20 protein-coding genes and 1 other RNA gene are annotated in these 19,858 nt (G+C 58.7%); 10 read left to right on the forward strand and 11 right to left on the reverse strand.

Annotated elements, in window-relative coordinates:
• Positions 1-243 precede the first annotated feature (243 nt).
• Positions 244-3,189 carry an Rne/Rng family ribonuclease gene (locus ALP8811_RS05165; protein ID WP_108856089.1) on the forward strand — a complete coding sequence of 982 codons (2,946 nt, stop codon included), beginning with the start codon at positions 244-246 and terminating at the stop codon, positions 3,187-3,189.
• A gap of 49 nt (positions 3,190-3,238) precedes the next feature.
• Here ALP8811_RS05165 and ALP8811_RS05170 read toward each other — a convergent pair whose 3' ends face one another.
• Entirely contained in the window at positions 3,239-3,475 is a 237-nt protein-coding gene (locus ALP8811_RS05170; protein WP_108856090.1) for a sulfurtransferase TusA family protein, read from the reverse strand.
• Positions 3,476-3,591: 116 nt separating this feature from the next.
• On the opposite strand from ALP8811_RS05170, the gene ALP8811_RS05175 reads away from it, so the two are divergent.
• From ALP8811_RS05175 to ALP8811_RS05190, 4 genes are all read left to right on the forward strand, one after another.
• Entirely contained in the window at positions 3,592-4,347 is a 756-nt protein-coding gene (locus ALP8811_RS05175) for a cytochrome c biogenesis CcdA family protein (protein ID WP_108856091.1), read from the forward strand.
• Between the two features lie 81 nt (positions 4,348-4,428).
• Complete coding sequence (locus tag ALP8811_RS05180) at positions 4,429-5,673, forward strand: hypothetical protein (protein WP_108856092.1); 1,245 nt, start codon at positions 4,429-4,431, stop codon at positions 5,671-5,673.
• The gene (locus ALP8811_RS05185; RefSeq protein ID WP_108856093.1) at positions 5,670-7,043 is read left to right on the forward strand and encodes a cytochrome P450; all 1,374 of its coding nucleotides are present in this window, start codon (positions 5,670-5,672) and stop codon (positions 7,041-7,043) included. The genes ALP8811_RS05180 and ALP8811_RS05185 overlap by 4 nt, the downstream gene beginning before the upstream one ends.
• A 136-nt stretch (positions 7,044-7,179) precedes the next feature.
• Positions 7,180-7,425: a hypothetical protein gene (locus ALP8811_RS05190; RefSeq protein WP_108856094.1), complete on the forward strand. Its 246-nt coding sequence runs from the start codon at positions 7,180-7,182 to the stop codon at positions 7,423-7,425.
• 11 nt (positions 7,426-7,436) lie between these two features.
• On the opposite strand, the gene ALP8811_RS05195 is transcribed toward ALP8811_RS05190, so the two are convergent.
• From ALP8811_RS05195 to ALP8811_RS05235, 9 genes are all read right to left on the reverse strand, one after another.
• The gene (locus ALP8811_RS05195) at positions 7,437-7,661 is read right to left on the reverse strand and encodes a ribbon-helix-helix domain-containing protein (protein WP_108856095.1); all 225 of its coding nucleotides are present in this window, start codon (positions 7,659-7,661) and stop codon (positions 7,437-7,439) included.
• On the reverse strand, positions 7,658-7,840 hold the full coding sequence (locus ALP8811_RS05200) for a DUF4169 family protein (protein ID WP_108856096.1): 183 nt from the start codon (positions 7,838-7,840) through the stop codon (positions 7,658-7,660). Before ALP8811_RS05200 ends, ALP8811_RS05195 begins: the two co-directional genes overlap by 4 nt.
• On the reverse strand, positions 7,840-9,234 hold the full coding sequence (gene fumC, locus ALP8811_RS05205; RefSeq protein WP_108856097.1) for a class II fumarate hydratase: 1,395 nt from the start codon (positions 9,232-9,234) through the stop codon (positions 7,840-7,842). The genes ALP8811_RS05200 and fumC overlap by 1 nt, the downstream gene beginning before the upstream one ends.
• Before the next feature lie 155 nt (positions 9,235-9,389).
• Complete coding sequence (locus ALP8811_RS05210) at positions 9,390-9,911, reverse strand: SspB family protein (protein ID WP_108857440.1); 522 nt, start codon at positions 9,909-9,911, stop codon at positions 9,390-9,392.
• Between the two features lie 77 nt (positions 9,912-9,988).
• On the reverse strand, positions 9,989-11,239 hold the full coding sequence (chrA, locus tag ALP8811_RS05215; RefSeq protein WP_108856098.1) for a chromate efflux transporter: 1,251 nt from the start codon (positions 11,237-11,239) through the stop codon (positions 9,989-9,991).
• Complete coding sequence (locus ALP8811_RS05220) at positions 11,236-12,051, reverse strand: chromate resistance protein ChrB domain-containing protein (protein ID WP_108856099.1); 816 nt, start codon at positions 12,049-12,051, stop codon at positions 11,236-11,238. The genes chrA and ALP8811_RS05220 overlap by 4 nt, the downstream gene beginning before the upstream one ends.
• Before the next feature lie 142 nt (positions 12,052-12,193).
• Positions 12,194-12,545, reverse strand: a transfer-messenger RNA (tmRNA) gene (gene ssrA / locus ALP8811_RS05225).
• Between the two features lie 38 nt (positions 12,546-12,583).
• A complete protein-coding gene (locus ALP8811_RS05230) occupies positions 12,584-13,198 on the reverse strand; it encodes a sulfotransferase family protein (RefSeq protein ID WP_108856100.1) in 615 nt (204 codons plus the stop codon).
• Between the two features lie 71 nt (positions 13,199-13,269).
• Positions 13,270-13,992: a FadR/GntR family transcriptional regulator gene (locus ALP8811_RS05235; RefSeq protein WP_108856101.1), complete on the reverse strand. Its 723-nt coding sequence runs from the start codon at positions 13,990-13,992 to the stop codon at positions 13,270-13,272.
• A 127-nt stretch (positions 13,993-14,119) separates the two neighbouring features.
• Here ALP8811_RS05235 and ALP8811_RS05240 point away from each other — a divergent pair, with 127 nt between their 5' ends.
• From ALP8811_RS05240 to ALP8811_RS05260, 5 genes are read left to right on the forward strand one after another with little or no spacing between them, the layout of a single operon-like run.
• Positions 14,120-14,872, forward strand: coding sequence for a DUF2182 domain-containing protein (locus ALP8811_RS05240; protein WP_108856102.1), 753 nt, complete (start codon positions 14,120-14,122; stop codon positions 14,870-14,872).
• A 1-nt stretch (position 14,873) separates the two neighbouring features.
• A complete protein-coding gene (locus ALP8811_RS05245) occupies positions 14,874-15,509 on the forward strand; it encodes a DUF1326 domain-containing protein (RefSeq protein WP_108856103.1) in 636 nt (211 codons plus the stop codon).
• 32 nt (positions 15,510-15,541) lie between these two features.
• Positions 15,542-16,642: a dimethylsulfoniopropionate demethylase gene (locus tag ALP8811_RS05250; protein WP_108856104.1), complete on the forward strand. Its 1,101-nt coding sequence runs from the start codon at positions 15,542-15,544 to the stop codon at positions 16,640-16,642.
• Between the two features lie 10 nt (positions 16,643-16,652).
• The gene (gene acuI, locus ALP8811_RS05255; RefSeq protein WP_108856105.1) at positions 16,653-17,645 is read left to right on the forward strand and encodes an acryloyl-CoA reductase; all 993 of its coding nucleotides are present in this window, start codon (positions 16,653-16,655) and stop codon (positions 17,643-17,645) included.
• Positions 17,638-17,967 (forward strand): contact-dependent growth inhibition system immunity protein, encoded by a 330-nt coding sequence (locus ALP8811_RS05260; RefSeq protein WP_108856106.1) that lies wholly within the window; start codon positions 17,638-17,640, stop codon positions 17,965-17,967. Before acuI ends, ALP8811_RS05260 begins: the two co-directional genes overlap by 8 nt.
• 54 nt (positions 17,968-18,021) lie before the next feature.
• Here ALP8811_RS05260 and ALP8811_RS05265 read toward each other — a convergent pair whose 3' ends face one another.
• Positions 18,022-19,848 (reverse strand): BCCT family transporter, encoded by a 1,827-nt coding sequence (locus ALP8811_RS05265; protein WP_108856107.1) that lies wholly within the window; start codon positions 19,846-19,848, stop codon positions 18,022-18,024.
• Between the last annotated feature and the right edge of the window lie 10 nt (positions 19,849-19,858).

Below are 19,858 nucleotides of genomic sequence, written 5' to 3' on the forward strand. Positions count from 1 at the left end.
TTGCGTTGCAAAGTGGGCAAATGAATGGGTTTCGCACGAACCGCCGGGTAAAACCGGACAGGATAGGCGGAGCCGGAGAAGAAACGCGATGATGCGTGCGAGGATCGAGCAAGGACAGGCACAGGGGCGTATGCCCCTTGAGCTGTTGTCCCATCCCCCGCATCTGCTCGCCCTGACAAGTCACTCCTTTCCTGTTGTTCGTCCCCCGGGGCGAACGCGGCGATCCGAGTGCAGAAAGACACAATGGCAAAGAAGATGCTTATCGACGCCACTCACGCCGAGGAAACTCGCGTTGTGGTGGTCGACGGGAACAAGGTCGAAGAATTCGATTTTGAATCCGAAAACAAACGCCAGCTCGCTGGCAACATTTATCTGGCAAAAGTAACGCGGGTCGAACCGTCGCTTCAGGCGGCGTTTGTTGACTACGGCGGAAACCGTCACGGTTTCCTTGCGTTCTCGGAAATCCATCCGGACTATTACCAGATCCCGGTTGCGGATCGTGAAGCGCTGCTCGAGGAAGAGCGCGCCTATGCAGAAGCTATGGCCGCAGAGGACGACAAACCTAAAACACGCCGCCGCCGCCGCACACGCTCGCGGTCCAAGGCGGAAGAGACCAAATCGGATGATGCGGTTGCTACCAAAGAGATCGATAAGTCCTCCAGCGGGATGGACGTGATTGATCTGGATGATGGCGGGTTGGATGCCGACGAAGGCCATTCACCGATGGATCTGGTTTCTGAAACCCCGGTTGAAGAACCTACTGAAGATGCGGCTGTCGAAGCTGCCTCGGACGTAGCTGAAGCACCTGCTGCTAAGGCAGAAGAGGCCGCAGTTGAGGCGGTGTCAGAAGAAGCTGCTGAAAAGGTCGATGCTGAAGAAGCACCTGCTGAGGATGCGGCTGATGCCGATGCTCGCGACGATGCCGACAACGACGGTGACGACGAAGACGACGAAGACGCGCCGTTGGAAGCATCCGAGAAGGATGACCAGATCGAGCGTGTGGCCGATGACGACTCGACTGAAGAAATTCGTCCGCGTCGCAAACCGCGTCCCAAACGCTATAAGATCCAGGAAGTGATCAAGGTTCGCCAGATCCTTCTGGTGCAGGTCGTGAAAGAAGAACGCGGCAACAAGGGTGCTGCCCTGACCACCTATCTGTCGCTGGCCGGTCGCTATTGCGTACTTATGCCCAACACCGCGCGCGGTGGCGGGATCAGCCGCAAGATCACCAATGCCGCAGACCGCAAGAAACTGAAAGAAATCGCAGCCGAGATCGACGTGCCGAAGGGCGCGGGTCTGATTGTTCGGACCGCAGGTGCCAAGCGCACCAAGACCGAGATCAAGCGCGACTATGAATACCTTCAACGCCTGTGGGAACAGATCCGCGAGCTGACGCTGGAATCCATCGCGCCCGCGAAGATCTACGAAGAAGGCAACCTGATCAAACGCACGATCCGTGACCTCTATTCACGTGAGATCGATGAAGTGTTTGTGGAGGGCGAGGCCGGCTATCGCGTGGCCAAGGACTTCATGAAGATGATCATGCCGTCCCACGCCAAGAACGTGAAGCACTATACAGACGCCATGCCGCTGTTCGCGCGCTATCAGGTGGAAAGCTATCTGTCGGGCATGTTTAACCCGACCGTTCAGTTGAAATCCGGTGGTTATATCGTGATCGGCGTGACCGAAGCACTGGTCGCCATCGACGTGAACTCGGGCCGAGCCACCAAAGAGGGCTCGATCGAGGAAACCGCGCTGAAGACCAACCTTGAGGCCGCAGAAGAAGTGGCGCGTCAGCTGCGTCTGCGTGACCTTGCAGGCCTGATCGTGATCGACTTCATCGACATGGACGAGCGTCGCAATAACACCGCTGTTGAAAAGCGGATGAAGGACAAGCTGAAGACCGATCGCGCCCGCATTCAAGTGGGTCGCATCTCGGGCTTCGGTCTGATGGAAATGAGCCGTCAGCGTCTGCGCCCCGGTATGATCGAGGCAACGACCCAGCCTTGTAACCATTGTCACGGCACGGGCCTGATCCGTTCGGATGACAACCTTGCCCTGAACATCCTGCGTCAGCTGGAAGAAGAAGGCGTGCGCCGTCGTTCGCGCGAGGTTCTGGTGAAGGCCCCCATCGGTATCGTGAACTTCCTGATGAACAACAAGCGCGAGCATATCGCGCAAATCGAAGCGCGTTATGGCATGTCTGTGCGGATCGAAGCTGATCCGTTCCTGATCTCGCCGGATTACACGATCGAGAAGTTCAAGACGGCCACTCGCGTGGTGCCGGATGCGGCTCCGGTTGTGTCTGTTGACGCGTCCATCATGGCGGACATTGATGACGTCGAAGAGGCCGAGGTGATCGCGGAAGAGACGCCGGAAGTCGAAGGCGAGGATAAGCCCAAGAAGCGCCGTCGTCGTCGTCGTCGTCGTCGCGGTCGCGGTGGAGATGATCAGCAGGATACTGAACAGTCCGAGAATGGCGATGCCGAACAGGCCGCTTCGGAAGGTGAAGCGGAAGCTGGCGATGCTTCGGATGCTGAGGAATCTCCCAAGGATGCCGCAGAAGAGGCGACGGAAGAAAAGCCCAAGCGCAAGCGGGCCACCCGGTCGCGCAGACGGAAGACCGACGAGGTTGCTGCCGACGTGGATACTGCGGATGCCGTAGCGACTGACGCTGAAGAGGCCGAGGCACCTGCCGAGGACGAAAAGCCGAAGAAGCCTGTGCGTCGGCGTCGGACCTCGAAGGCGAAAGCCGAGGAAGAGGCGAAAGCCGCCGAAGCTGAAACCACCGAGGCGTCTGAAGAGGCCAAGCCTGAAGCGTCGGAAGAGCCGACCGAAGAAAAGCCCAAGCGCAAACGTGCAAGCCGCGCGAAGAAGCCGAAGGCCGACGAGGCTCCGGCCGAAGTAGCGGCCGAGGCAGAAGCTAAGGCGGAAGACGCGCCGGCTGAGGAAGAAAAGCCCAAGAAGCCTGCTCGCAAACGCGCGCCGCGCAAGAAGGCTGAACCCGCTGCGGAAGAGACTGCAAGCGCACCTGCGGAAACGCCTGCTGCGGATCCCGCTCCTGCGCCGGTCGAAGTCGCCGTTGCCGAAGCGCCCGTAGCCGCGCCGGACCCAGCTCCGGTGGTCGAAGTCGCTTCAGACGAGCCGCCCAAACCCAAGCGCAAAGGGTGGTGGTCGTTGAACCGCTAAACGGACCAAAGAACAGAAAAAGCCGGGCAACTCGCCCGGCTTTTTTCGTTTATCCGTGTTTGATAAAATAGAAGGTCACGCCAACCGGACCAGATGTTTCATCCTGGCCCACAAGCTCGTGTCCCTGTTCAGCGCAGAAATGCGGCACATCGATCACGGCGGCGGGGTCCGTGGCTTGCAGTCTCAGAATCTGCCCGGGCTCAAGCGATTTCAGGCGCTTGCGGGCTTTCAGAACGGGCAGGGGGCACAAAAGCCCGATGGCATCCAGATCGTCATCATAGGTCATGATTTTCCTTAATCCCTGTGCATTACGCTGTCCATCCGTTGCGAGATCGCAATTTGTCGCGCAGATGTGACAAAGCTGCAGGTGACGCCGCCTCAAACCCGCGCTATGTGAGGCTTATGTTTGGAATTGAATTGATCGACGCAAGCCTAGTGCCTGCCCTGACCATAGCGTTTTTCGCGGGGATCCTGAGCTTTCTCAGCCCCTGTGTGTTGCCGATTGTGCCGCCCTATCTGGCCTATATGTCAGGGGTCAGCATGTCGGAAATGAACGAAGGTGGTTCGTCGGGCCGGGGCAAGGTTCTGCTCGCCGCGCTTTTCTTTGTGATGGGCTTGTCGACGGTGTTTCTGTTCCTTGGCTTTGCGGCGTCGGCCTTTGGGTCGATGTTCCTGGCCAATCAGACGCTTTTTGCAGGCATTGCGGGCGTGGTGGTCATGGTCTTCGGGGCGCATTTCCTGGGCGTGATCTCGATCCCGTTTCTGAACCGCGAAGCACGGTTGGATGCTGGTGATCAAGGCGGAAGTGCCTTTGGCGCCTATTTGCTTGGGCTGGCCTTTGCCTTCGGTTGGACGCCCTGCATCGGACCTCAGTTGGGCGCCATTCTAGCGCTGGCCGCCAGCGAGGGGTCGGTTGCGCGCGGGACGTTGCTTTTGGCGGTCTACGCGATTGGTCTGGGCATCCCGTTCCTTCTGTTTGCCGCGTTCTTTGCGCGTCTCGGGGGGCTGATGGCCTTCATGAAGCGTAATATGGAGCGCATCGAGCGGATCATGGGCCTGCTTTTGTGGACCATCGGTCTGTTGATGCTGACAGGCGGCTTCTCGCGCTTCTCGTACTGGCTGCTCGAGATGTTCCCGGCCATGGCGACACTGGGCTGATCCCAGCCGTGAATTCTGTATGCCGGGGGTTATGTCCTTAACCGTTCCGGTTTAACCTGCCACAAAGATTAGGCCGGGCAGATGACCAACAACGCCGACACATTAAAAATCGTGCGCCGTCGCCGGGTGTTTTACATCCCCGGCTACGACCCTATTCACCCGCGCCGCTATCGCGAGCTCTATCGCACGGAAGGGGCCATGCAGGCCTCGATCTCGGGCTATGAGATTGATCTGATCGGGCGGCAAGGCACCGCGACCTATGGTTGGCAAGTGCTGGGCCGGATGGATGGTCACGAGGTCGAGGCCGAGTTTGACGTATTGGTCTGGTCGGACATCGTGCGCGACAGCATGGAGCTGAATATCCCGCAGACCTATCTGATGATGTTTCGAACCGCGTGGACCTATATCAGCACGGGGGCGCTAAGACGGTTAATGTGGCTGCGCAGAGGGCCGGTGATTGCGGCGCTCTATCCCGTGGTGGCGTTGCTTCTGCAATTGATCCTTGCACTGCTTGTCGGCGGGATCTTGGGCGGGCTGACCGAATGGGCCGCGGGCGCGCTGTCGCCGCTTCTGGGGCGCATTCTGGGCTGGATCGTCCTGCTGGTGGTCGCCGCTGCCTTGCTGTTGTGGTTCCGTAAGATCGACAACAAGCTGTTCATCTACTACTTGATGCATGACTACAGCTATTCCGCCTCGACCAAGGGCGCCAACCCGCCCGAGCTTGAGGCGCGGATGGCGCAGTTTGGCGATCAGATTGCCGAGGCATTGGCCACCGATGTCGACGAGGTTCTGGTAATCGGTCATTCGTCCGGCGCACATCTGGGCGTGTCGATCCTGTCGGACCTTCTGGCGCAGGGCAGGGTGCCAAAGGGCGGCCCTCATCTGAATTTCCTGACCCTTGGCCAAGTGGTCCCCATGGTCAGCTTCCTGCCCAATGCTGGGCGTCTACGGCGCGACCTGAACCGGCTGTGTCAACAAGATCAGATTGCATGGGTGGATGTCACCGCACCGGGGGATGGCTGTGCCTTTGCGCTGTGTGATCCGGTTACGGTGTCCGGTGTCGCACCGGATCAGGGCAAACGCTGGCCTTTGGTGTTCTCGGCCGCCTTCACGCAAACTCTGTCGCCCGAACGCTGGGCCGAGCTGCGCTGGCGGTTCTTTCGGCTACATTTTCAGTATCTCTGCGCCTTTGATCGCCCACGCGATTATGATTATTTCCAGATCACCGCTGGGCCGCAAACCCTGCGGGATCGCTATCGCGACCGGGCGCCGTCGAAAAGCCGCATTGACGTCAGTGCCTCGAAATACACATCAATGGTGCCATGACGGATCCGCTGCCCCCTAAACCGCCTTCGCGCCCTGGTCGGGTGTCGCTCTGGCGCTATGCCAAGCTGTTTCGCAAGGATATCCTGTCGGCCCAGCCGGCACGGCTTTACCATGCGTGGATGGCCGAGTTTCGGACCCCGTTTTTCCGAAGCTATATGTGCAACGATCCCGAACTGGTCGACCTTGTGCTGAAACAGCGCCCGGATGATTTTCCGAAATCCGATCGAATACGCGAGGGGTTGGCTCCGCTTCTGGGAAACTCGGTTTTTGTTACGAATGGCGACGTCTGGAAGCGCCAACGACGCATTATCGATCCCGCCTTTGAGGGCGGACGCCTGCGCGAGGTGTTCCCGGCCATGTGGGACGCGGCCAATGCCGCTGTGGCACGGTTCGACGCCCATGCGACCGGTCAGCCAGTCGAGATTGAAGGCCACACCAGCCACGCCGCCGCCGATGTGATCTTTCGCACGCTGTTCTCGATCCCGATAGAGCACGAAGTGGCGGGGCGGGTTTTTGACGAGTTCAAGAACCACCAGCGCACCCAGCCCGTGTTGAACCTTGGGGCGTTTCTGCCCCTGCCCAAATGGTTCCCGCGGTTTCATAAGCGCGATACCAAGCGCACCGCCAAGGTCATTCGCGGATTGATCCAGCAGCTGACACAAGACCGGATGCACGCCATTCAGGCGGGGACTGCTCCGGATGATCTGGCCACCAAGATCATGACGACGCCCGACCCGGAAACCGGCGCGTGTTTTGACACGGAGGAGATGGTCGATCAGGTCGCCATTTTCTTCTTGGCCGGGCACGAAACCAGCGCTTCGGCCTTGGCATGGGCGCTGTATCTTCTGGCGCTCTATCCAGATTGGCAGGACCGAGTGGCCAGCGAGGCACAGGATCAGATTGACCCCAAGAAAGCCTACTTCTCGGTCATGTCCAAGTTGCGCCTGTCGCGCGATGTATTTCGCGAAACGATGCGTTTGTACCCTCCGGTTCCGATGATGGTGCGTGAAACAACTTGTCCCGAGGAGTTCCGCGCCCGTAAGGTGCCCGTTGGCAGTCAGATCGTGCTTAGCCCTTGGCATCTGCATCGACATGAACGTCTGTGGGAACGACCGGATGAGTTTGATCCAGAGCGGTTCCAGACCCCCAATGGGAAGGAATGCCTGCGCGACGCCTATATTCCGTTTTCCGCGGGGCAACGCGTGTGTCCGGGGTCGGGATTTGCGATGATCGAAGGGCCGTTGATCCTGTCCATGCTGGTGCGTTCTTATCGGTTTGAACTGGTGGAAACCCGGCCAGCCATGCCAGTTGCGCACCTGACAGTGCGCGGTGAAGACGGGATCTGGTTGTCGATCACACCTCGTAGCTAGCTACAATAAATCATTTAAAACAACTAGATAAATGGTTCGGTCCGGTCGGGTGACAGACGCGGCGCTTTTCCCCGTTTACCGAAGCGTCAAGCAAGCCAATATGCTTTCCAACAGGGGATACGCATTGGGGAAAGCAATGAAGGCCGCGAACACAAAAACATCGCTACAGAAAGGGTTCACCTATCGCATGGTGCTTCCGGCATGGCGACTTTTTGGCGTACGTGTCGAAGAGGACGAGGGTAAGGACAAGGTCTCGCGAGAAGAGATTGAAGGCATCTTCGATGACGTGCTCCGCAAGGATCAAGATGCCGATGCTTTAACGCCTGAAGAACTCCGCGAGAAAGGCAGAACCGAACGCATCCGAGCAGCCTTGTGGGATTGATCCTTCAGGGATCAGTCTTCGGCCTGACGCTGGATATACTCAAGTACAAAGACCCGAATGGCTGACGCTAACCCACGATCAACCCCGCGGGCGTTGTCGATCTCGGCAGCCAAAGCGTTCAGGGGCAACCCCCGCGCTTTCGCAATATCCTGAAAAGCTTTCCAGAACTCGGGTTCCAAGGACACGGATGTCCGGTGACCATGAAGGGTAAGCGAATGTTTTTCAGGTCGGCTCATGTGTCACGATCCTGCTTGTGGCCGTCAAACAGCCGCGTGATCCGCGCCGTTTCCGCCTTGTCCGCGTCTTTTTGGACCTTGGTTTGGCCAAATTTCATCGCGTTTTGATCTGCGCGGGCCTTTTTATCGGCCCGCGCTTTGTCTTTTCGATACCGGTTCAGGTTGACCGGCTTTTCCATCAGGCCTTCGGGCCGATCATCTGCTCGGGGCGGACAACAGCGTCGAAGGTCGCTTCATCCACGAAGCCAAGGGCGATTGCCTCTTCCTTCAGAGTGGTGCCGTTCTTGTGCGCGGTCTTGGCCACTTTGGTCGCGTTGTCATAACCGATGGTCGGGGCCAGCGCGGTGACCAGCATCAGGCTTTCCTTCATCAGCTTGTCGATGCGCGGTTCGTTGGCTTGGATGCCGTTCAGCATACGCTCGGTGAAGCTGTCGGTGGCGTCGCCCAGAAGTTGGATCGACTGCAGCAGGTTATAGCTCATCATCGGGTTATAGACGTTAAGCTCAAAGTGACCCTGCGAACCGGCGAAGGTCATTGCAGCGTTGTTGCCCATGACGTGGGCGGCAACCTGCGTCAGTGCCTCGGCCTGTGTTGGGTTAACCTTGCCCGGCATGATCGACGAACCGGGTTCGTTTTCCGGCAGGATCAGCTCGCCCAGACCCGAACGCGGGCCGGAGCCCAGCAGGCGGATGTCGTTGGCGATTTTGTAGCAGGAACCGGCAACCGTGGCCAAAGCGCCCGACATGAAGACCATGGCGTCATGCGCCGACAGGGCTTCGAACTTGTTGGGGGCGGTGACAAAGGGCAGGCCGGTGATGCGCGCCATGTTGGCCGCGACTTCTTCGCCCCAGCCCACTTTGGTGTTCAGGCCGGTACCAACGGCGGTGCCGCCTTGGGCCAATTCGTAAATGCCGGGCAGGGCCAGCTTCACACGCGCGATGCCCTGACGGATCATATGCGCATAGCCCGAGAATTCCTGACCCAATGTCAAAGGGGTCGCGTCCTGCGTATGGGTGCGCCCGATCTTGATGATGTCTTTGAACTCTTCTTCTTTGGCCTCAAGACCTTTCAGAAGCTTTTCCAGACCGGGCAGCAGTACGTCACGCACCGACATGGCGGTTGCGATGTGCATGGCGGTCGGGAAGGTGTCGTTCGACGACTGACCCATGTTGCAGTGATCGTTCGGGTGGACCGGATCTTTCGAGCCGATAACGCCGCCCATGATCTCGATCGCGCGGTTGGCGATTACTTCGTTCGAGTTCATGTTCGACTGAGTGCCCGACCCAGTTTGCCATACGACCAGCGGGAAGTTGTCGTCAAACTTGCCAGCTACCACTTCGGATGCTGCCTGAATGACGGCATCCGCGATGTCAGCGTTCATCGCGCCAGAGGCTTTGTTCGCTTCAGCGCAGGCCTGTTTGATCACGCCAAGTGCGCGGACGATGGCCACCGGCTGTTTTTCCCAGCCGATGGGGAAGTTCATGATCGAACGTTGGGTCTGTGCGCCCCAATACTTGTCGGAAGGAACCTCAAGCGGGCCAAAGCTGTCGGATTCGGTGCGGGTCTGGGTCATGTCTTTGCGCCTTTGTCAAAAATACCGCGTTCTTCATAGCGGAATGGGCGCAAAGTTCAATCCTGTATACCGTGGGATACCGCTAACGATGGCGCTATAGCCGGTGTTTTGAGGTGTCTGTGGCGCTGAGCGCGGAAAGCATCGCACAACGAGGGCTATTTGCGGAAACTATCCAAGCTGACGATCTCGGCGTCGTGATGCTCTTCTTCCACATCCTCGGCAAAGCCAGCTTCGGCATCGTCATGTTCCGGGTCGGATACGGGCTGGTCTTCCTCGGACAGAAGATCTTCGTCCCCGGCCAAATGCAAATCGGGATGATGTTCATCCTGAAGTTCGAACCTAAGGCCGAACTCGACGGAGGGGTCTACAAAGGTGCGAATTGCATCATAAGGCACATAAAGCCGCTCTGGTACGTCTCCGAAATTCAGTGTCACCGTGAAACCATCAGGGCGCACATCAAGGTCTTCGAACCAGTGTTGCAGTACGATGGTCATGTCGTCCGGGAAGCGATCATGCATCCAATCCGCAATCTCGACATCTTCGTGATGCGTGTCGAAATTGATGAAAAAGTGATGCTGCCCCGGCAAGCCGTCACGCGCTACATCATCCAGAACTTTGCGGATCAAACTGCGCATGGCGTCATGCATCAGATTACCATAGTCGATCTGGTCGGACATGTCGGACATGGGGCGGGACCTCCTGCGCTTTGGATCAGAATAGGGGCAGGGGGCGGGGAAGGGAAGACAGGAAGTGATTAGGTGAACACAAGACTGCAGCCAAGCCCGGCCAGGGCCATGCAGATCAGGGTAAGTGGCAGCGACAGGCGGGCCAGCAACACGGCCGAAAGCGCACACAGGCCCACTGCCGTCAGATCAACCGAGGCAAAGTCAGGGCGTGCACCGGGCAGACCTTCCCAGATTGGACGGGTCTGGGCGAAGAACACGGTCATGGCGAACCAGAGCATCAGATTGGCGATGACGCCAACGATGGCAGCGGTGATGGCGCGCAAGGCGGCATCCAGTCGGGGTTGGCTGGTCAGCCATTCCACATGGGGGGCGGCGGTAAAGATCCACAGAAAGCAGGGCACGAAGGTGGCCCAGAGGGTCATAAGCCCGGCCGCGAAGGCAAGTCCCGCGCCCGCCAGATTGTAACCTGCCATGAAGCCCACAAACTGGGTGACAAGAATCAGGGGGCCGGGGGTTGTTTCGGCCAGCCCCAGACCATCGACCATCTGCCCTGCGCTGATCCAGCCCTCGGTCTCGACCGCGGCTTGCGCCATGTACGCTAGCACCGCATAGGCGCCGCCAAAGCTGACCACAGCAAGTTTCGAGAAGAAAAGCCCCACATCCACGAGGAAATCCGCCCCCAGCAGAAAGGCGAGAGCGATTGGGGCAGCCCAAAGCGCGCCCCAGATGGCAACAGTTGAGAGGGTGGCGGTTGAACGTGCTGGAACAGCTGCAGTCACTGTGGTTTCAGACGCAGCCCGAAGCGCGCCGAACAAGGCTGCAGCGACAATCACCAGAGGGAAAGGCAGACCGAATAGGTATAACGCCACGAAAGCCATTAGGGCGATGATCCAATGCAGCGAGCGTTTCAGGGTTTTTCGCCCCAAACGCCACAAGGCTTGTAGAACCACGACGACCACAGTCGCCTTAATCCCAAGAAACAGCGCCTCGACCGCCGGGACATTGCCCCAATTCGCATAGGCCAGAACCAGCGCGAACATCACAGCGGCGCCGGGGAGGACGAACAGAAGACCCGCGATCAATCCGCCCAAGGTGCCCCTCAGACGCCAGCCTGCATAGGTGCACAGCTGCATCGCCTCTGGCCCCGGCAGAAGCATGCAGAAGGACAGGGCGCGCAGGAATTGATCTTCGGTCAGCCAAGGCCGATCCTCGACCAGTTCCTTGTGCATCACGGCAATCTGCGCAGCTGGTCCGCCAAAGGACATCAGGCCAATGCGGGTGAATACGCGGATCAGCTCCGCCAAACTGGGAAGTTTCATTTCGCGCCCCTGTTGTCTGGCCAGTCATGGGTCTCGTCTGCGCCATCACGGGCCCAACGGTAAAGCGCATCATACAAGGGCATCGCCGCGTCCAGTTGCTCGGTATCGTTTTTGTACTGACGAGATAGCCCGACCGACAGCGCCAGCAGCCCTGCGGCTTCGGGTACGTCGGCCAACGTGTTGGTATCCGCCGCACGCACGACATTTGCCAGACGAGACAAGGCCGGGGTGGCCAGCGCGAATTCTTCGACCATCGTGTCAAAGCTGCACTTTACGCCGCGATGGGACCAAAACGTGTCCTCGATATCGAATGGGGTTGCGTCATAACGTGCAGCCACATCAAGCACTTGCGCAGGCGGCACAAACAGGAACCGCGCGGACGGGTCGACAAACCGGCGGATCAGCCACGGGCAGGCGATCCGGTCGATCTTGGGGCGATGACGGGTGACCCAAAGCGTTGCCCCGTTCTGTTTAGGCGGGATCGAGGCGGCAGGTACACGTGGCAGTTTGGCATCTCGCCAAGAGTAATTGCCTCCCGCCAGAACCTCGGCGTTCAGCCCTGCGTCACGCAGCATTGCCGCAGCACCATGGCTAAGCTTGCCACCTTTCTGGCAGATCGTGACGACCGTGCGCCCAGTCAGGCCGGGCAGAAGGGCTATTATGTCGGTATGCTTGTGGCGGACAGCGCCGGGCACCAGAAACGGGTCGGCGTCAAAGTCTTCGTCAACCGAGACATCGATCAGAACCGGCGCGTCAGGTGTGCCGATCAGGCGCATCAGCTGGTTGGCTGAAATTTCGGAAAATGCAGGCATGGCTTGGCATCCTTCAAACAAGTTTGGTGATGGATGCGAACCTTGAGCCTTGGCCTCACGGGGTGGTCACGCGAACCCCATAGACAGTTTGTGCCAGACCCAAGGGGCAGGGGTCAAGGTCTTGAAGCGCCGAAGAAATGGAAGTGCAGGCTTCTGTTGCCAGGTGCCTGCGAACCCCGCCAAACGCTGCTAAGCGTAAGGACTTAGTTTCGGCGACCCGAACTGCTTACGCAGCCAGAGCCATTGCCGGAGCTTTGTTGTCATTTGCAACTAGCTTAAATGAACCGATAACGGTGGTATCTCACCGAAACAAAGCTAACCCCTTTAGACGTCCGTCGATCCTATTTCGCCCCCAAGGTCCCCAAATGAAGGATGTTGGTGGAGGCGCCGGGTACCGCCCCCGGGTCCGATCCGCTTATTACGAGCGCGTTTATGTTCATAGTCCCCGAGGGGACATTGGTTATATAGGTTGCGGTATCCGCAGTTGCAAATGGTTGCTGACGAATTTCTGGTGCGAAGTTTGATAGTTGGCTCAGGAAGATCGCTGTGCTTCAACGCGGTCCTGGAAAGATTTCTTCGCGTTGCGATTTGGGTAGTCCTGCTGCGGGATCTCGACCTCGAGGTGCCGGCAAAGTGGTGCCCAGCCGTCGCCGAGACCGTGAACCAACAGCCGATGTTCCGGCACTGTATCTTTCACGTCCTGGATGTGGGCTTCGTAGATTGAGATCGCATGGTCCCGCGTCACTGGTCGCCCACCAAATACTGTATCGCCCACAAGTTTTTGCGAGAAAAACTTGTCTGGATCATCTGGGGAATTGGTAAACGAGAGTATGGTCTTTTCAAAGCTGCGCCACCATGCGTCTGAGGGGCGCTGTGTCAGGATCACTTTGGCATCTGGATAGTGATCAATCAGGTCACGCCAGTAATGTGCCGAGGGCCAGTCGACGCAGGCATGATACCCCTCGAATAGTTGGTCCCAATCTGGCAAGCCGCCTTCCACCAGGGTGCGCCAAATCTCTGTCTGATGAGGGTTGTCATTCAGCTCGAACATGTGATGCGTTGGGCCGAAACCCAGAATGTTCAGGGCTTCGCGCATGGAATCTGTACCTGTACGGCCAAAGCCTGTTCCGATGACTTTTAAAGACATGGTCCCTCGCAATGCGCATTGTGTAATGCCTTAAGCATAGCACAATTATGCCCTTTGCGCAGACGGTGTGGTCAGCGGTGGGCGGCGAAGGCGCTTTTAGCGAGCTTTAGGGTCTCTGTTTCAAGGTCGATCAGGCGCGCATTGGTAACATCAGCGTCCTGCGCTTCAAGCGCATCGGCAATTTGACTGTGCAGTGCGATGATCCGGTCCCGATCTCTCTGTGAGTAGGTGATCATGTTCATCAGGGGCTGCATCGCTTCGACGGCCCCTGCCAGTTGATAGGACAGCACGGGGTTGCCCGCGCCATCCACAAGCGCCCGGTGAAAGGCCACGTCTGAGGCGCAGAAGGCCTCGTCCGTCAGGCCGGGCTGCGACTGGCGGTGGATTTCGGCACGCATGGTCGCCAATTGGTCGGGCGTACGGCGCTGGGCAGACAGAGGCGCACAAGAGCGTTCCAGCACATATCGCGCCTCGCACGCGGTCTCAAAGTCCACCCGGTTCATGGACAGAAGCAGGGTCGAGGTCGTGATCTGCTGATCATAAGCCTCTTCAAAAGACATGCGATTGACGAAGGCCCCGCCTGACGCCCCGCGCTGTGTGCGGATCAGGTTTTGGGCGGCCAGACGTTTCAGCGCTTCACGAACGGTGGATCGACCCACATCGAACTTTTCGCACAGTTCCGCCTCGGAAGGCAGGCGTTGATCAACGATCAGGCTGCCCCCAATGATGGCGTCGCGAATAGCCTCGGCGATCTGCGCTGACAGGTCTCTGTTCTCGTCCAAATCCGTTTTCACGCCGCGTTACTTCCTCTATTTGTCGCAATTGTCTGACAATTCAATTGCTCCATCGGCAATTGTCAGACATTATCATTCCGACTCGCAAGATGGGGGAAGCATGTCCGTTTCGTCAAGGATAAGAACCATGGGCGCGCCGCATTGGCTGGCGCTGTTTGGGCTGATCCTTGTGGGTTGGGTGCTTCTCTACGCCATGGCGCTGCCGCCGGAGGCGTTGGAACTGTCGCGCATCTATGGCGCTGACTTCTGGCGCTCGCTCTGTGTTGTGGAGCCTGACAAGGCTGGGTTCTTGGGGCTGTTCGCCATGTGGGCCGTGATGTCTGCTGCGATGATGGCTCCAACGGCGCTACCGACCTTCGCAGCTTATGACGATTTGATCGCTTCGGGCGCGGGCTCGCGCCAAGGTTTTGCGGAACTGATCGCGGGATATCTGGCGATTTGGCTTGGCTTTGCGGCCGTCGCCGCTGCCGGGCAGCTTGTGCTATTCCGCGCGGGGCTTCTGTCGCCACTTGGGCAGAGTGTCTCGCCGTGGCTGACAGGCGGGTTGCTGATCGGGGCAGGGGCGTATCAATTCTCGTCTCTGAAGGACAGCTGCCTCAGCCAATGCCGTCAACCGATGACCTTCTTCATGCAATATTGGCGCGAGACACGTTGGAACGCGGTCGCGCTGGGCTTGCGCCTTGGCGCGATTTGCCTTGGTTGTTGCTGGGCGCTGATGCTTTTGGGCTTCGTGGGTGGGGTTATGAACCTCGCCTTTATGGGGCTCGCCACACTTATCATGATTTTTGAAAAACTGCCCGATCTGGGCCGCTATCTAACCCGCCCCTTGGGCTGGGCGCTGATCGCGGGCGGGATCGTGGCACTTGTCCAGGGAGGATAACATGGACGGATCGCAAATTGGTACAGTCGAATGGACCATCAAAGGGGAGCTCATCCTCAACTGTAACTGCACGGTCTTTTGCCCCTGTGTGGTCAGCTTGGGTAAGCACCCACCCACGGAAGGGCACTGCCAAACATGGGGCGGAGTGCGGATTGACAGCGGTCAGTACGGCGATATCGACCTGTCAGGCCTAAACATTGGTTTGTTGATCGAAATTCCGGGCAACATGGGGCGCGGTAACTGGAAAGTAGCGCTGTTCATCGATGATCGCGCCAGCGACGAAGCGTTTGACGCTTTGGTTGCGATTTTCTCGGGTGCTGCCAAAGGTACAACTGGTCTGTTCCAAATGCTGGTAGGCGAGTTCCTGGGCGCGGAACGTCAGCCGGTCACCTATGAAACCGAAGGAAAGACACGTCACATCACGGTGGGTCGCAAGATTGAAGGTGTGGTGCATCCGGTCGGCGGAGCGGATGGTGACGAAGATGTTGTCATTACCAACACACAATACTGGATGGGACCGGATATCACCGTGGCCACGGCAACCAAAGGCAAGTTGCGTTCGCATGGACGGGTCTGGGATTTTGATGGCCGTTCGGCCGAGATCTGTCAGATCGACTGGAAAGGCCCCGGTCGCTAACGCGGCCGGAGGACCCCACGGGAGCGCGACCCATGGCTATGATCTCACCATCCCGCCGCTTGCGGCGCACCCCTTTCTCTGACGGCGTCGAAGCTGCCGGGGTCAAGGGCTACACGGTGTATAACCACATGCTGCTGCCGACCGTTTTTCGGTCGGTGGAAGAAGACTATCGTCACTTGAAAGACGCGGTGCAGGTCTGGGACGTGTCCTGTGAACGGCAGGTCGAGGTGCGCGGCCCGGATGCCGCCCGCCTGATTCAGATGCTCACCCCGCGTGATCTGTCCAAGATGCAGGACGGGCAGTGTTTCTATGTCCCCATGGTCGACGAGACCGGGGGGATGTTGAACGACCCGGTGGCGGTGAAGTTGAATGAGGACCGGTTCTGGATCTCGATTGCGGACAGTGATCTGATCATGTGGGTGAAGGGGCTGGCCTATGGGTTCCGGTTGGACGTTCTGGTGGATGAACCGGACGTCTCGCCTTTGGCCATTCAGGGTCCGAAGGCGGATGATCTGGCGGCGGCCGTCTTTGGCGATGCCGTGCGCGATATCCGCTTCTTCCGCTACAAACGGCTGGAGTTTCAGGGGCGCAGTCTTGTGGTCGCGCGGTCCGGCTATTCCAAGCAGGGCGGGTTCGAGATCTACGTCGAGGGCAGTGACATCGGCATGCCGCTGTGGAACGCACTGATGGAGGCAGGCAAAAGCATGGATGTACATGCTGGCTGCCCCAATGGGATCGAGCGCGTCGAAGGTGGGCTTTTGTCCTATGGCAACGATATGACCCGCGAAAACACCCCGCACGAAGCTGGGCTGGGGCGGTTCTGTTCTACGGAAAGCGCTTTGGGTTGTGTGGGACGCGACGCGCTGTTGCGGGTGGCCAAAGAAGGCCCGGTGCAGCAAGTGCGCGCGATCGAGATACTGGGCACTGTGCCCCCGTGCGACCGGGCGTGGCCCTTGATGGACGGGGATCGACAAGTGGGTCAGGTGACCTCGGCCGCCAACTCGCCTGATTTCAACACCGGTGTCGCCATTGGCATGGTGCGGATGACCCACTGGGATACGGGCACCGAGCTGGATGTGATGACGCCTGACGGACCGCGTGCAGCGACCGTCTATGACACTTTTTGGATTTAAGGAGACGACGATGTTCAAGGCACTTGTGATGGAACAGAACGACGAGGGGCTGGCCTCGGCGTCGATCAAGGAAATCGGTGAAGACGCGCTGCCCGAGGGTAATGTGACCGTTGCCGTTGAGTATTCGACCGTGAACTACAAGGACGGGCTGTGCATGTCCGCAAAGGGCGGGGGTCTTGTGCGCAACTATCCTCACGTACCGGGCATCGACTATGCAGGCACCGTGGAAGCGTCCGAAGATGACCGCTATAAGCCCGGCGACAAGGTGGTGCTGACCGGCTGGCGCGTGGGCGAAGTGTCTTGGGGTGGCTATACCCAGAAGGCACGTATTTCGGCCGACAAGTTGGTGCCGCTGCCCGAAGGTCTGACCACCCGTCAGGCGATGGCCGTGGGCACAGCGGGCTTCACCTCGATGCTGGCTGTCATGGCTCTGGAAGATCACGGGCTGAAACCGGGGCAGGGACCAGTGCTGGTCACCGGGGCTGCTGGTGGCGTAGGATCGGTTGCCACGGCTATTCTGGCCAATCTGGGGTACGAGGTTGCAGGTGTGACCGGTCGCCCGGATCAGGCAGATTACCTGAAGTCACTCGGGGCCACCACCATCGTGGCGCGTGAAGAACTGAACGAGACCACGAAACGCCCGCTCGAGGCCGAGACATGGGCTGGGTGTGTGGATGCCGTGGGCGGTGACATGCTGGCGCGTGTGCTGGGTCAGATGAAATACGGTGCGTCCGTATCTGCGGTGGGTCTTGCAGGTGGCGCTGGGCTGCCGGCTACCGTCATCCCGTTCCTGCTGCGTGGTGTGAACCTGCTGGGGATCGACAGCGTCATGCAGCCCTACGACAACCGCGTGCGGGCTTGGCAGCGGATCGCCAAAGATCTGCCAATGGACAAGCTGGAAGCCATGATCAACCCTGCGACACTGGAAGACCTTCCCAAACTGGGCGCTGACATCTTAAATGGTCAGGTCAAAGGTCGTGTCGTGGTGGATGTGAATGCCTAAGAACGATGAGGGGCGCGTTACAGCGTCCCTCGCCAATAAAACTCTGGAAGAGATTGACGGGCAGCGCTGGCCGACGCCGTGCTGCGCGTCTTATCTAGAGGCGACGACCACGTCGCTGCGCAAGAAACACCTTGGACAATTTACCACTGAAGATCTGCGCATCATGATTGCGCAGGATATCGGCGCTGAGGTTCTGAAGCCCTTTGCGCTGGCGGTCTTGCGCGAAGATCCTATGGCCGAGGGCGACTATTATCCGGGTGATCTATTGGAGGCAGCGCGAAAGCGATGGCCGGATGATCCCGAGCTTCAAGCCCTGACATAGAAACGGCGCCGGATTTCCCGGCGCCGCTTTTGTTTTCAGATATTGGGCGAGGCGTTACTCAGCCGGCTCCGCCTGAGTGCTTGCGTGTTTGTCACGCAGGCCGTCGCGATAAAGCGCTTTGGTCAAGGACGCCATCATCAGGCCCATGACCGCAGTAAAGGGAAGCGCGCCGATAATCATCGCGTTTTTCAGCGCATCCATCGGGTTGTTTTCCCCAGCCGCCAGAAGCAGCGTCCCGATCACGGCGGTCAGAACAACACCCCAGACGATGCGGTGCTTGATGCCGGTCTCTTGCTCGCCGCCCGACATGATGGTGTTCATCACAAGGATGCCACTGTCTGCCGAGGTGACAAGGAAGGTCAGGATCAGGACCACGCACATCACGGTGATGATCGACAGGAACGGACCCGAGATCATTTCGCCCAGAGTGACGAAAAGCTTCGAGGTGTTCGAGGCGCCGATGATGGCACCTTCTGCAGCACCGCTCAGTTCCAGATCAATCGCGGTGCCGCCAAGGATGGTCATCCATGCAAAGCAGACCAGAGCCGGGGCGAATACGCAGCCGATGATGAACTCACGGACCGAACGACCCTTCGAGATTCGGGCCAGGAACAGGCCTACGAAGGGCGAGAACGCGATCCACCAAGCCCAGTAGAAGGTGGTCCAGCCAGCTTGCCAGCCGAACTGACGGGCAGGTTCACCCGCGGCGTAGACTTCACGCAGCACGTCTGCGGGCAGGGCGGCTGCATCGCCTTCCAGACCCGACACGAAGCCACCATAGCTACCCCATGCGTTGGTTGCGCCACCCTTCAGGGAGTCGGCCAGCGGGGCTGCGGCTTCGGGCAGGTTGGCAGCAAAGTCGCCAGCAGGCTGTGGGCCGTATGCGCCGAAGGATAGCTGCACAATGTGCAGCAGGTAATCGACCAATGCCGCGCCATAGGTGGACATCGCAAAGAAGAACGAGCCGAAGACGATGAAGGTCAGAAGCAGGATCAGCGACAGAACCAGGTTCAGGTTCGACAGGTATTTCACCCCGCGTCCAACACCCGAAACAGCCGAGATGATCGACAGACCCATGATGCAGACCAAACCCGTAACCAGTCCGACTTTGCCCGGTGCAGGCGCGTCGCCTGACATATCCATCATCCACTCCATACCGGTGATGGCATAGAGACCGTCAATGAACTGGCTGACACCGAAGCCGATGGTCACCGAGACACCCAGAATGGTGGCGACAACGCCCAGAACGTCGACGATGTGACCGAAGAAGCCGTTCACGAACTTGCCGAAAAGCGGCGTCAGTGCCGAGCGGATCGTCAGTGGCATATCACGCGTATACGCATAGTAAGCCAGCGACAGGCCGGTCATCACATAGATGGCCCAAGCGTGGAACCCGTAGTGCAGGAAGGTATAGCGATATCCCGACTGCAGGCTTTCCGGTGTGTTGGGTGCGACATCTCCGGTTAAGATGACTGGGTTCGATCCCCACAGGCCCAAAGGCTCGGCGGTTGCGAAGACCATCAGGCCGACGCCCAGACCGGCGCCAAACATCATCGAGAACCACGAGAAGTTCGAGAACTCGGGCTTCTCGCCCGGAAGTCCCATCACGCGTTTGCCGGTGGATGGTAGAATGGCCACGATAGCCAGGAAGAATAGGAACATGCCTACGATGATGATGTAAAAGCTGTTGAACCCTTCAAGAAGGCGCCAGTTCAGGCTGCCGAGGGTTGAATTCGCGTTTGCTGGGAAAACCAGTGCCCAGATCACCAGTGCGACCATGATCCCCTTCGAGATCAACGCAATCGGAAGGCTATTGCCCTCGTAAAAACCTGACGGAGCCTTCGGAATGTGAAGCTCCGTAAAGGGGGGTTTGATACTCATATTCCCTGTC

Origin of the sequence: Aliiroseovarius pelagivivens, assembly GCF_900302485.1 — a bacterium.
GTDB classification, from domain to species: domain Bacteria; phylum Pseudomonadota; class Alphaproteobacteria; order Rhodobacterales; family Rhodobacteraceae; genus Aliiroseovarius; species Aliiroseovarius pelagivivens.